General features: G+C 70.7%; 11 protein-coding genes and 1 tRNA gene. 8 read left to right on the forward strand and 4 right to left on the reverse strand.

Annotation, left to right across the window (positions count from 1 at the left end; all coding sequences use genetic code 11):
* Positions 1 to 114: 114 nt before the first annotated feature.
* Positions 115 to 462: a hypothetical protein gene (locus IIE03_RS02055; protein WP_192861063.1), complete on the reverse strand. Its 348-nt coding sequence runs from the start codon at positions 460 to 462 to the stop codon at positions 115 to 117.
* A 112-nt stretch (positions 463 to 574) separates the two neighbouring features.
* Here IIE03_RS02055 and IIE03_RS02060 point away from each other — a divergent pair, with 112 nt between their 5' ends.
* From IIE03_RS02060 to IIE03_RS02090, 7 genes are all read left to right on the forward strand, one after another.
* A complete protein-coding gene (locus IIE03_RS02060; RefSeq protein WP_192861064.1) occupies positions 575 to 967 on the forward strand; it encodes an FtsB family cell division protein in 393 nt (130 codons plus the stop codon).
* A gap of 141 nt (positions 968 to 1,108) precedes the next feature.
* Positions 1,109 to 1,621, forward strand: a complete 513-nt coding sequence (locus IIE03_RS02065; RefSeq protein ID WP_318842749.1) for a DUF501 domain-containing protein — start codon at positions 1,109 to 1,111, stop codon at positions 1,619 to 1,621.
* A 179-nt stretch (positions 1,622 to 1,800) separates the two neighbouring features.
* A complete protein-coding gene (locus tag IIE03_RS02070; protein ID WP_192861066.1) occupies positions 1,801 to 2,883 on the forward strand; it encodes a Ppx/GppA phosphatase family protein in 1,083 nt (360 codons plus the stop codon).
* 159 nt (positions 2,884 to 3,042) lie between these two features.
* Positions 3,043 to 4,476, forward strand: coding sequence for an NAD(P)/FAD-dependent oxidoreductase (locus tag IIE03_RS02075; RefSeq protein WP_192861067.1), 1,434 nt, complete (start codon positions 3,043 to 3,045; stop codon positions 4,474 to 4,476).
* Positions 4,477 to 4,541: 65 nt separating this feature from the next.
* Positions 4,542 to 4,615 (forward strand) — tRNA-Leu (locus IIE03_RS02080).
* Between the two features lie 397 nt (positions 4,616 to 5,012).
* Positions 5,013 to 6,110, forward strand: a complete 1,098-nt coding sequence (locus tag IIE03_RS02085) for an AlbA family DNA-binding domain-containing protein (RefSeq protein WP_192861068.1) — start codon at positions 5,013 to 5,015, stop codon at positions 6,108 to 6,110.
* A gap of 306 nt (positions 6,111 to 6,416) precedes the next feature.
* Complete coding sequence (locus IIE03_RS02090; RefSeq protein WP_318842750.1) at positions 6,417 to 6,887, forward strand: helix-turn-helix domain-containing protein; 471 nt, start codon at positions 6,417 to 6,419, stop codon at positions 6,885 to 6,887.
* 6 nt (positions 6,888 to 6,893) lie between these two features.
* On the opposite strand, the gene IIE03_RS02095 is transcribed toward IIE03_RS02090, so the two are convergent.
* The 3 genes from IIE03_RS02095 to IIE03_RS02105 all read right to left on the reverse strand — a co-directional run bounded on the left by IIE03_RS02095 (position 6,894) and on the right by IIE03_RS02105 (position 8,645).
* On the reverse strand, positions 6,894 to 7,496 hold the full coding sequence (locus IIE03_RS02095; protein ID WP_192861069.1) for a ClpP family protease: 603 nt from the start codon (positions 7,494 to 7,496) through the stop codon (positions 6,894 to 6,896).
* 230 nt (positions 7,497 to 7,726) lie between these two features.
* Positions 7,727 to 8,377 (reverse strand): winged helix-turn-helix domain-containing protein, encoded by a 651-nt coding sequence (locus tag IIE03_RS02100; RefSeq protein ID WP_192861070.1) that lies wholly within the window; start codon positions 8,375 to 8,377, stop codon positions 7,727 to 7,729.
* A 31-nt stretch (positions 8,378 to 8,408) separates the two neighbouring features.
* Positions 8,409 to 8,645, reverse strand: coding sequence for a hypothetical protein (locus tag IIE03_RS02105; protein WP_192861071.1), 237 nt, complete (start codon positions 8,643 to 8,645; stop codon positions 8,409 to 8,411).
* 310 nt (positions 8,646 to 8,955) lie between these two features.
* Between IIE03_RS02105 and IIE03_RS02110 the strand changes: the two genes are divergently transcribed.
* A complete protein-coding gene (locus tag IIE03_RS02110) occupies positions 8,956 to 12,378 on the forward strand; it encodes an efflux RND transporter permease subunit (protein WP_318842751.1) in 3,423 nt (1,140 codons plus the stop codon).
* The last annotated feature ends 21 nt before the right edge of the window (positions 12,379 to 12,399 follow it).

Genomic DNA, 12,399 nt, shown 5'->3' on the forward strand with positions numbered 1-12,399 from the left:
ACCACACGGCAAACCCCCGACCACTCGCTTTTGTGCCGGCGTGGCGGATCGTCGCGGTGCGTGGGCGGCGCGCCGTTCGAAATGTCGTGATCATCGAGGGCCGGGTCGGCACAATCATGAGGTGTCATCTTCCCGTCGCCCTGCGTCGCCGTCCGGTCCGGGGCGGCGACGTCCGGCTGCCCGCCCGCAGTCGTCCGACGACTCGGGGGCGACGCCGTCGGGGCGGCACCCGGCGCCCCCGAAGCCCGGCGCGTCCCGCAAGCCGACGGCGTCGGGGTCGGGAACTCCGGAGAAGTCGGCGGCATCCGGGACGGGCGCGTCGTCGGCACCGCACCAGTCGGCGTCGTCCAGGTCGGCGGCTGCCAGGCCCGCCACGGCCCGGGGTTCCGGCACCTCCGCGGCGCGGCGGCCGGCGTCGTCGGGCGGCCCGAAGAGCCCGCAGCGCGGGCCGGGGAACGCCAAGCGACCCCCGCAGCCGCGGCCGCGACGCACCGCGAACGCGAGCGGGCCGGTGACCGGTGCCAGGGCCAGACCAACACGGTCGGAGCGACAGACGTCGCGGTACGGGCTCCCCGTGCCCGAGGTGCTCACCGTGCGGGCCCTCGTGCTGTCGGTGGTGGTGCTGCTGGCGGTCGTGCTGCTGCTGCCGACGGTGCGGGCGGTGGTGGCCCAGCAGGCCGAGCTGTCGGAACTGCGGCAGGAACTCGCCGAGCAGCAGGAGGAGAAGGCCGACCTGGAGAACGAGCTGGCGCGCTGGGACGACCGGTCGTACGTGATCGAGCAGGCGCGGACCCGGTTGAGGTTCGTCATGCCGGGCGACACGCCGTGGCGGACGCTGGACGGCGAGTCGGTCCAGGAGGAGGAGCCGGAGCCGGGCCCCGTGCAGACGCCGCGCGAGGACCAGGGTGAGAACATCCCCTGGTACACGAAGCTCTGGGACTCCCTCCGCATCGCGGACTCGGAGTGAACGACCGCGACTCCGTGTCGCCGGCCCGTTGTCGAGTGGTCGGCCTGTTGTCGGATGACCGGTACCCCGGGGCGGCCGGTCATCCGACAACAGGCCGATCACAGTCGGTCGGCGGAGGGGCCGGTGGGGGAGAATGGGGGCGTGAGTGAGAGAGCCGCTGGGAGTTCCGAGACCGTCGACCCGCAGGACCTGGCCGCACTCGAGGAGCAGCTCGGGCGGGTGCCGCGAGGCGTCGTCGGGATCGCGGCGCGCTGCGTGTGCGGGCGGCCACTCGTCGCGCGGACCGCGCCGCGCCTGCCGGACGGGTCACCGTTCCCCACCACCTTCTACCTGTCCCATCCGGGAGCGGTCGCGGCGGCGTCGCGCCTCGAGGCGAACGGCGTGATGAAGGAGATGAACGCCCGGCTCGGCGAGGACGAGGAGCTGGCCGCGGCCTATCGCGCCGCGCACGACCACTACGTCGCGCAGCGCGAGGCGCTCGGCCACGTCGAGGAGATCGACGGGATCTCCGCGGGCGGGATGCCGACGCGCGTGAAGTGTCTGCACGCGCTCATGGCGCACGCGCTGGCGGCCGGCCCGGGCGTGAACCCGATCGGCGACGAGGCGCTGTCGCTTGCCCGCGACGACTGGCGCCCGGACCGCTGCACCTGCTGACTCCTGCCGCCGTCTGCCAGCCCGCGCCGCAGTACGCGGCCGGGCGGCCGATTCCCCCCTGCCCGGTCGGTCATCGCGTGGGCGATCGGTAGATTGAACGACCGATCACTCACGACACGACCGATCGTTCTCGCCGCTCCGGCGTCCGGCCCGGCGAACGATCCCGAGGAGCCGCATCCATGACATCCCGCGTCGCCGCCATCGACTGCGGTACCAACTCGATCCGCCTCCTCGTCGCCGACGTCGACGAGGGCGGGACGCTCACGGAGCTCGACCGCCGCATGGAGATCGTGCGGCTCGGGCAGGGCGTCGACCGCACCGGTGAGCTGCACCCCGACGCCCTGGCGCGGACGCTCGCGGCGACGCGGCGGTACGCGGAGGTCGTCGAGTCGCTGGGAGCGGCCGAGGTACGGTACGTGGCGACGTCGGCCACGCGGGACGCCCGCAACCGCGACGAGTTCTTCGCCGGCGTACGGGAGATCCTCGGCGTGGACGTCGAGGTCATCTCGGGTGACGAGGAGGCGGCGCTGTCGTTCCGGGGCGCCACGAGCGCCGTCGCGCGGGCCCACCCCGGCCCGTTCCTCGTCGTGGACCTGGGGGGCGGCTCGACCGAACTGGTCCTCGGCACCGACCGGGTGGACGCCGCGCACTCGATGGACGTGGGATCGGTCCGCATGACCGAGAGGCACTTCCTCCCGTCGGCCGGCACCGCGGCCGGGCTGCCGGAGCCGGGGGCCGGGTCGTCGCGAGGCGCGTCCCCGGAGGCGGCGGCAGGGGTTCCGCACGGCGTGCCCCCGGGGGCCGTGGGGGTGTCCGCGCCGGGCGCGCCGGAGGCGCCGCCGTCGTCGTCCGCGGTGGCCGCCGCACGGGCCGACGTCCGGGCCGCGCTGGACGACGCCGCCCGGGTGGTCCCGCTCGGCGCGGCGCGGACGCTGGTAGGGCTCGCCGGGTCGATCACCACGATCACCGCCCACGCGCTGGGCCTGACCGCGTACGACCGCGCCCGCGTCGGCGGCGCGGAGCTTCCGGTCGAGACCGTGCTGGCGTCGTGCGAGGCGCTGCTGGCGTCGCCGCGCGAGGAGCGGGAGGCGATGGGCTTCCTGCACCCGGGGCGCGTCGACGTCATCGCGGCGGGAGCGCTGGTCTGGTCCGAGGTCGTCGAGCGGGTGGTGCACGACGTCTCGGCTGCGGGCGGGGCGCTCACCCGGGTGGTGACGAGCGAGCACGACATCCTGGACGGGATCGCGCTGTCGATCGCCTGACGTCGCTCGCTCGGTGCGGCCGCCCGGGGCACTTCGACCTCGCGTCACCGTCCGATCCCGCGGCTCGATGTCACGCTCCTCTCACCGTGTCGCGCGTCACGGTGAGAGCGTGTGGACACGGAGCACGTCGGCGTGTCGTCGCGCGGTAGTCTGAGAATCATGCCTCAGAACGACCTGACCTCGGTCAGCCATGCCCAGAACGCGTCGGCCGCGCCCCGCTCGCGCAAGGTGCCGCGCATCGTGGTGCTCGGCGGCGGGTCCGTCGGCCTCTACGTGGCGCGCCGCCTGCGCAGGAAGCTGAAGAAGCGGGAGGCGGCGATCGTCGTCGTCGACCCGCGTCCGTACATGACGTACGCGCCGTTCCTGCCCGAGGCGAGCGCCGGATCGATCGATGACCGCGACGTCGTCGCGCCCCACCGCCGCGCCCTCAAGGGCGTCGACGTGCTGCAGGGCAAGGTCACCCGGATCGAGCACGGCCGCAAGCACGTCCAGATCACGCCCGAGGAGGGTGAGCCGTACGAGGTCTCCTACGACCAGCTCGTCGTCGGGCTCGGCTCGGTGTCCCGTACGCTCCCGATCCCGGGCCTCGCGGAGACCGCGATCGGCTTCAAGAACGTGGAAGAGGCCATCGCGGTCCGGAACCACGTGATCAACCGCCTCGACCTCGCGTCCTCCACCTGGGACGCGGAGCTGCGCAAGCGCATGCTCACCTTCACCTTCGTGGGCGCGGGCTTCGCGGGCATCGAGGCGCTCGCCGAGATCGAGGACATGGCGCGCTACGCGACGCGCCAGTACAACACGATCGATCCCGAGGACCTGCGCTTCGTCATGATCGAGGGCACGGGCCGCATCCTTCCCGAGGTCACGGAGCCGATGAGCCTCTACGCCCTCGACAAGATGAAGGAACGCGGCATCGAGTTCCACCTCAACACGTTCCTGTCCTCGTGCGAGGGCGGTCACGTGGTGACCTCCACGGGCGTCGAGTTCGACTCCGACACCATCGTGTGGACCGCGGGTGTCAAGGCGAACCCCGTCATCAAGGAGAACTCGGACCTGCCGGTCGACAAGCTGGGGCGAGCGACCGTGAAGCCGACGCTGCAGGTCGCGGGCGAGGACGGCGTCGTCGTCGACGGCGCGTGGGCCGCGGGCGACTGCGCCGCCGTGCCCGACCTCGTCAACCCGGGAGCCTTCTGCCCGCCGAACGCGCAGCACGCGATCCGCCAGGCGAAGCGCCTGGCGGACAACATCGTGGCCGAGTACCACGGCAAGGCGCCGCGCGACTACGAGCACAAGAACCTCGGCGTGGTCGCGTCGCTGGGCCTCTACCAGGGCGTCGCCGAGCTGTTCGGCTGGCTGAAGCTGCGTGGCCCGCTCGCCTGGCTGGCACACCGCGGCTACCACCTCATGGCGATGCCCACCTTCACGCGCAAGTCCCGCATCCTCGGCGGCTGGATCAGCCAGTTCTTCCTCGGCCGTGAGCTCGTGTCGCTCGGCTCGCTGCACGATCCGCGCAGCGAGTTCCGCGAGGCGTCCGTGCCGCCGAAGCCGAAGGAAGAGGTCGTGCAGAACGTCACCGTCCCCGCCGGGAAGTAGACGGGCTCGGCCGGCTGCCTCGGGCGCCATGGTCCGCCACTATTCTCTGGTGTGACCGATGTGACGCCCCCATAGCCCAACTGGTAGAGGCAGCCGGCTTAAACCCGGCCGAGTACGGGTTCGAATCCCGTTGGGGGCACTGTTCCTGGCAGCCTGTGGCAGGGGCACTCCTGGGGCCGTCCGCTCGGTGGTCCCCCGCGTTCCTCCGCTCGCCCCCTCGCCGTGGATCGAGCGGCTCCGCGCCGGCTCGGGCGGTGAGCGGAAGCCGTCGTGGGGTAGTTCCCGGCTTACTGCTGCCGCGTTGACCCGTTGCGTAGCCGACGACGACTTTGAGTACGAAGTCATGACATGTGCAGGGCCCGGCAGGCGGCCGCGCTTCCCTGCCTTGGTGTCGCCGGCGGGCTCGCGGAAGCGGGGAAGTTCTTGCTGGCCGATCAGAGAGACCAGCGTTATCGATCGCGGAGGTACGCGAGAAGGTACTGTGCAGGCGTCGTGCCATCGTGTCGGTCTGCCGTTGAGGATTGGGAGGCGACGAGTTGAGTAGTCGACCCGACGGAACCATCAGGTTCTCGAATGGTGCCAAAGCGCCGTTCGGCTACGACGCATCCATCGATCTGGAAGAGGTCGCTGACCTCACGTGTACCCAGGTGATTGCAGATATCACGAGATCGGTCGAGGAGCAGGGTGCGTTATCTGACCGGCAGCAATTCCTGCATGTCGAGATGCAAGGCGCCGATCAACGATTTGGTATCGATCTCGGATACAGCAGGTTCGCTCCCCACGGCAACAAACCAGGTCGAGATTCCTTCTTGATCCACCTCGACACGGGTGAGGCGTCGGTCGCGGCTTACTACCCCGCTTTTCGAGATCCTGCCATAGCTGTAGAGACTCTTCGAGCGGCAACGGCGTACACCGAGTTCGAGATCAAACGAGTCGACTTCGATGAATCAGACGGCCAGCTCTGCTGTGATGTGGATCTCCGTGTTCCGCCAAGCGCTCCGCTGTCTCAAGTGGCCGAGGTCTGTCAGCTCGTCCTTGCATTGCTCCTCGGCGGTAAGCTGGTTCCTGACTCACCTGTATCTGCCTTCCAAGCCTTGGCATCGGGAAGGTGGGATGCCCTGCTCGACCTGGCGGAGAGCACCTGGTTCGAAGCCAAACGGGACATGTATGGGCTCGCGGACACCAGGCAGCGATTTGAGCTCGCACTTGACGTGGCGAGCTTCGCCAACACCATTCACGGCGGTCTCATCGTCGTAGGGCTCGAAACGCACAAAGACGAACACGGGCGCGATGTCGTATCGGAGATACGAGGCCGCTCCCGGCCGGCCTTATCGGTGGCACGGCTTGAGGACATCATCCACCAGATGGTTCATCCGTACCCAAGGGGCCTATCCGTGACCATTTTCCATCGAGACGGTCGCGACCTGCTCGCCATTCTGGTCCCATCGCAGCCCGCGGAGTCTCAGCCGTTTCTCGTACTAGGTGCGCCCGTAGCCGACGGAAAAATCTATGGAGCAGGGCTCACTTGGGTTGAGCGGCGGGGCAGTTCAAAACGTAGTATGTCGATCTCCGATGTCCACAATCTGTTGCGGAGCGCGCTCTCGGGCTCAGCGCAGACGGAGACCGGTGCATGATCGCTTCGCTTGATCGCGCAGTTGGGAGGGGGAGCCCGATCGCGTTTCCCGTAGCCGTCTGGGAGACAGAGGTGGCGGTCTGGGTCAGCCCCGACGTTGTCACTAGACGGGCCATTCGCTCCGTGGTCCGGGCGGAGGGACGGCACGTACCCGCGGTCGCGAGTAGTTTTCACGAGCCTGAGGGCCTGAGTTGTTCCGCGCTTACGCGGTCGGCGTACGACGACGGCCGATGGGCGCCGTCGTCTGTTCGGGTGTCAGTGTCCCCGGCTACGGTGGTGGCAGTCGACGGGGAGGGCGGTAGGCATCGTGACGACACAGCCGACGCAGCAGACGAGCCGGCCGGGTGAGCCGGCAGGGTTCGGCACGACGCCGGAGCCGCTGCTCCGGGATCTCGTGGGCAAGATCCTGCGGCACGCCCGGACGGCGCAGCGCCGTACCCTGTCCGACGTCGCGACCGAGGCCCGGGTCTCCACGGCGTACCTCTCCGAGGTGGAGCGGGGGCGCAAGGAGGCCTCGTCCGAGGTGCTCGCCGCGGTGTGCGCCGCACTCGGGATGAGACTCGCCGACCTCGTCGAGCGGGCGTGGGCCGACCTCGCCCTCGCGACCGCCCGGGCCGACGACGAACGTCGCGTCCGCGTGCTGGCCTCCCGGGCGCGTCGCGACCGCGCGGGCTTCGTCGTCCCCGAGCGCGGCGGGAGCGCGGACCTCACCCGGCTCCCGAGCCGGACCGCGCGCGACGCCGGCCCGGCCCGGGATGCGGTCCTGCTCGCGGCCTGAGGGCTCTCAGATCCCTACCCGCCGTCCGTGGCCCGTCGGGCGGACGTCGCCGACGCGGTTCACCACTTTGTCGACGATCCCGTAGGCCTGTGCCTGTTCGGCGGTGAACCAGCGGTCGCGGTCGGAGTCGGCGGCGATCGTCTCGGGCGACTGGCCCGTGTGATCCGCCAGGATCTGGGTCACCATCTGCTTGGTGTGCTTGAGGTTCTCGGCCTGGGTCATGATGTCGGAGACGGTCCCGCCGATCCCGCCGAGCGGCTGGTGCATCATGATCCGTGCGTGCGGCAGCGCGTATCGCTTCCCGGCGGCTCCGGCCGTGAGCAGCACCTGTGCCATGGAACCGGCGAATCCGAGCGCCACGGTCGCGACGTCGTTCGGCAGCAGCTGCATCGTGTCGTACACCCCCATGCCGGCGGTGATCGAGCCGCCGGGGGAGTTGATGTAGAGGGCGATGTCGGCGTCCTGGTCCTCGGCGGACAGCAGCAGGAGCTGTGCGGTCACGCGGTTCGCCACGGCGTCGTCGATCTCGTGCCCGATCACCACGATCCGCTGGTGCAGCAGGCGCGCCGCGAGATGGTCGTCGAGGGGGATGGTCTGGCTGTCGGTCATGTCCTCCACGGTGTCCGACACCGCCCCGGCCCGGAAGGCTCTTCGGCCTGCGGCAGATCTGCCGACGGCAGACGAGAGCGGAGTGCGACCGCTGCCGAGTGGTTGGGTGGGCGGCGATGTGGTCGTCCCGTGTCGAGCGGTCGGTGCCTTTGTCGATGCCGTCGGCCCTTCAAGGGGCCGATCGCATCGACATCCGACCGACCGCGCGCCACCTGCCGGCAGGTGGTGACTCAGAGCGGGTCGCCGTGGCCGTCGATGAGCGGAAACGCGTCGAAGTGGATCTCGACGGGCACGGCGTCGGGCGTACCCTCACGGCGGTCGAGCGGATCGATGTGCTCGGCGAAGAACTGGTTCCATGCCTCGACGATGGAGGCGACCTGTTCGGGTGTGGCCCACCTGTTGATGGTGTTGAAGGTGACGGCGTCGCGCCAGGCGTCCTGAAGGAGCGCGCGGCCCTCCGGCTCTGCCATGATCCTCTGGACGAACCGGAGAGAGCGGTCGTTGCGCATCCGTATCGTCTCGTAGTTCACGACATCCGCCGCGGCTCGTGCCGAAGGGGACTCCAGCTCCAGCGGCGAGATCGAGAAGCCTCCGGGTGGTCGCTCCCACCAGCGCTCGCGGGCCGTGCCCTTGCCCTCGACCTCGCGGACGAGCCCGTGCTTCGCGAGCTGGCGCAGGTGATAGCTCGTCGATCCGCTCGACTCGCCGACGATCTCGCCGAGCTTGCTCGCCGTCAGCGAGCCACGGGTCGAGAGCAGATCGAGAATCCTCAGGCGCAGCGGGTGCGCGAGTGCCCGGATAGCGCCCGGCCCCAACTGCGGGGGAGGGCCGGGCGCCTCCGGTGTGTCGGCGGGGGCGCTCTGCTCGTTCGCTCCGGTCATGCGCCCGACGTTACTTCGTGGCGGGCTGTGTTCAGCGCAGGCCCAGCGGGTGGCGGGCCGCGGCGTTGTCGCGGGTGCGCTCGAGGTGGTCGCTCCGGCGGGCGTCGCGCTCGTGGCGGGCGGCGTCCTCCCGGCGCCGAGCGGCGCGTTCGGCGCGGCCGGCGCTCCGGTCGCGCGTCCCGGTGCCCGTCGTCGCGGCGGTACGGCCCGGCCGCACGGCGCGGCCGCGGGTGAACACGGTGGTCAGAGCGGGGTCGAGCGTGCTCATGGTGGATCTCCCTTGGGGCGAGGCGGGTATCGGAAGGCAGGTCCCGGAGGTCGTGCCGTGCCACCACCGTACAGTTGCAAAGATCTATTTGCAAGTAAATCTTTGCAAAGATGCCTTGGTGACCAGGCCTCGCTCGCTCCAGGCTGCGCAGGGTTGCCCGGGGCCGCAGGCAGGAGACAAAATTGCAGCCACTGCAAAAAATTCGCGTAGAGTGGGAACTCCGGTCTGCGCGACTCGTTGGACCGGGTGCACCACGACGACGGAGTCGTGAGGCCGTCCCCAGAAGTCCCGCCGTTCGTGGAGGCACATCGTGTTCCGTCTTGCCCGCTTGTCCTTGGCGCATCGCGCCGTCGTCGCCCTGACGACGGTCGCGGTGGCCGTCATGGGCGTGCTGAGCATGGGCCAGCTCAAACAAGAGCTGATTCCGTCGCTCCAGCTCCCCATGGGAATCGTTGTCGCGCCGTACCCCGGATCGTCCCCGTCGGTCATCGAGGAGCGCGTCACCGAACCGATCGAGTCGGCCGCCGAGACCATCGACGGCGTTGCGTCCGTGACCTCCGAGGTCTCGACCGGCCTGTCGATGACCACCGTCGAGTTCGCCTACGGCACCGACATGGAGCGCGTGACCCAGCGCCTCGAGGCGTCCATCACGCGCATCGGGCAGGCGCTGCCCGACGACGTCGACCCGCAGGTCGTCGCCGGCTCCTTCGACGACCTGCCGGTGGTGCAGCTCGCCGTCGCCGGTGACGAGTCGAGCGACGCGCTCGCCGATACTGTGGAGACCGCGATCGTCCCGGAGCTGGAGAAGCTCGACGGCGTCCGTGGTGTCGACGTCAGCGGGGTCCAGGAAGACCGGATCGTCATCACGCCCGACGACGACGAGCTGGCCGAGGCCGGCCTCACCGTCGACCAACTCTCCACGCTCCTGCAGGACAACGGCGTCGTCATGCCCGGCGGCACCCTCACCGAGGGCGACCGGACCTGGTCCGTCGAGCTCGGCACGAGCCTTGACGACGTCGCCGCGCTCCGCGAACTCCCGCTGATTCCCGCCGTCGGCAGCGGCCAGGGTGCCGCCGGAGCCGGAGCCGGAGCCGGAGCCGGCGCGGGGGCTGCCGGGGGTGCCGGCGCAGATGCCGGTGCCGCGGCCGGCGCGGGTGGTCCCGGAGCCGGCGCGACCGGCGGTGCGGGTGCGGGCGCCGAGGCGGGAGCGGGCGCCGCGACGGGTGGCGCGGTCACCCGGGACCCGGCGTCGGGCACCGAACTCCCGGCGGGCACCGCCGCGCCGGAGATCGAGCCGGTCGCCCTCGGCGACGTCGCGACGGTGGAGCGCGAGCCCGTCCCTGTGACCTCCGCGTCCCGGCTCGACGGCGAGCCGTCGCTCGGCATCGCCATCACGAAGACGCCGGACGGCAACACCGTCGAGGTGTCGCACGCGGTGCAGGACGCGCTCGACGACCTCTCGGGCACGCTGGAGGCACGGGACGTCACGGTCGGCGTCGTGTTCGACCAGGCGCCGTTCATCGAGGAGTCCATCGAAGGGCTGTCCACCGAGGGCGGCCTCGGCCTGCTGTTCGCGGTGCTCGTGATCCTCGTGTTCCTCGCGTCCCTGCGGTCCACGCTGGTGTCGGCGATCTCGATCCCGCTGTCCCTCGCGGCGACGTTCATCATCATGAACCTCACCGGCTACACCCTGAACATCCTGACGCTCGGCGCGCTGACGATCTCCATCGGGCGCGTGGTCGACGACGCGATCGTGGTCATCGAGAACATCAAGCGACACCTCTCGTACGGGGAGGAGAAGCTGCCGGCGATCCTCGGTGCGGTCCGCGAGGTGGGCGGCGCGATCACCGCGTCGACCGTCTCCACCGTCGCCGTGTTCGCGCCGATCGCCCTGGTGGGCGGCATGACCGGCGAACTCTTCCGGCCGTTCGCGCTCACCGTGGCGATCGCGATGGGTGCCTCGCTCGTCGTGGCGCTCACGATCGTGCCGGTGCTGGCGTACTGGTTCGTCAGGGCGCCGCAGGTGCCGGGCGAGACGGAGGAGGAGCGCGAGGCGGCGCGAGCCGCCGCGCGGGAGACCGCCGAGGCCAAGGAGCGCCGCGGCCTGTGGCAGCGCGCCTACGTCCCGACCCTCGGGGCGGCGCTGCGACACCCGGTCGTCAGCCTGCTCGTCGCCGTGGGGGTGCTCGCCGGAACGCTTGCCCTGGTGCCGCGCCTGCAGGTGAACTTCATCGGCGACAGCGGGCAGGACACGCTGACCGTCACCCAGGCGTTCGAGCCCGGCACGTCGTTCGACGCGCAGGACGACGCGGCGCGCGAGACCGAGGAGGTGCTGGCCGGCGTCGACGGCGTCGAGACCGTGCAGACCACCGTGGGTACGGCCGGAGGCCAGCAGGCCGCGTTCCTGGGTGGTGGCGGAGACTCGGCGTCGTACTCCGTCACGCTGCACGAGGAGGCGGACGGCACGGCCGTCGCGGACGAGGTGCGGGAGGCCGTCGCACCGCTCGCCACGGGCGTGACCACCGACGTCACGGTCGCGTCCCAGGACAGCGGCTTCGGCGGGTCCACCGTCGATCTCGTCGTGAGCGCGCTCGACTCCGAGACGCTCGCCGAGGCCGCCGCCGAGGTCGAGAACGCCGTCGCCGACGTCGAGGCCGCCGCCGAGGTGTCGAACAACCTGGCCGCCCCGCAACAGATCGTGCAGGTGGAGGTGGACCGGGAGAAGGCCGCGGAGGCAGGACTGAGCGAGTCGGCGGTGTCCGGGATCGTGTCCGCCGCGATGTCGCCGGAGCAGGCGCTCGGCAGCGTGGACATCGACGAGCGCTCGCTCGACGTGATCGTGTCGACGGGCGAGGCGCCCGCCACCCGGGCGGAGCTCGAGGAACTGGAGATCCCGACGGCGTCGGGCACGGTCGAGCTCACCGAGCTGGCCGACGTGGTGGTCGAGGACGTCCCGACGACCATCACCCGGACCAACGGCGAGCGGACGGCCACCGTGGCGGTGACCCCGGCAGGGCAGGACCTCAACGTGCTGACCACCGCGCTCGACCAGCGCATCGCCGACCTGGAGCTGCCGGCGGGCGCCGGCGTCGAGATCGGCGGGGTCGCCACCGACCAGGCCGACGCCTTCAACGACCTCGGGCTCGCGCTGATCGCGGCGATCTTCATCGTGTACGTCGTGATGGTGGCGACGTTCGGATCGCTGGTGCAGCCGCTGATCCTGTTGGTGTCGGTGCCGTTCGCGGCGACCGGCGCGCTGGGCGCGCTGCTCCTCAGCGACACGCCGCTCGGCGTGCCCGCGCTGATCGGTGTGCTGATGCTCGTCGGGATCGTGGTCTCGAACGCGATCGTGCTCATCGACCTGATCAACCAGTACCGGAAGAGCGGCAGGGACCTCGACGAGGCCGTGCGCGAGGGCGCCCGCCAGCGCCTGCGGCCGATCGTGATGACGGCACTGGCCACCGTGTTCGCGCTGACGCCGATGGCGCTGGGACTCACCGGCGGCGGGGCGTTCATCGCGCAGCCGCTGGCGCTCGTGGTGATCGGCGGGCTCGTCTCCTCGACGCTGCTCACGCTGTTCGTCGTGCCGGTGCTCTACTCGCTCATCGAACGCGGCAAGCTCCGCCGTGCGGAGAAGCGTGATGCGAGGCGCCGGCGTCGTGCCGCGAAGGAGGAGATCAAGGACCGCCAGGCGAAGGCGGCGGCCGAGCTCGCCGCCTCCGGGACGCGGTGACGCCGGCATAGCTGGGGCGGC

This window comes from Myceligenerans pegani (genome assembly GCF_014892515.1).
GTDB classification, from domain to species: Bacteria; Actinomycetota; Actinomycetes; order Actinomycetales; family Cellulomonadaceae; genus Myceligenerans; species Myceligenerans pegani.

Excerpts from the sequence above, each read along its gene's own strand:
- IIE03_RS02105 (WP_192861071.1), bottom strand. The coding sequence starts at position 8,645 with ATGAGCACGCTCGACCCCGCTCTGACCACCGTGTTCACCCGCGGCCGC.
- IIE03_RS02100 (WP_192861070.1), bottom strand. The coding sequence starts at position 8,377 with ATGACCGGAGCGAACGAGCAGAGCGCCCCCGCCGACACACCGGAGGCG.
- IIE03_RS02075 (WP_192861067.1), top strand. The coding sequence starts at position 3,043 with ATGCCTCAGAACGACCTGACCTCGGTCAGCCATGCCCAGAACGCGTCG.
- IIE03_RS02070 (WP_192861066.1), top strand. The coding sequence starts at position 1,801 with ATGACATCCCGCGTCGCCGCCATCGACTGCGGTACCAACTCGATCCGC.
- IIE03_RS02095 (WP_192861069.1), bottom strand. The coding sequence starts at position 7,496 with ATGACCGACAGCCAGACCATCCCCCTCGACGACCATCTCGCGGCGCGC.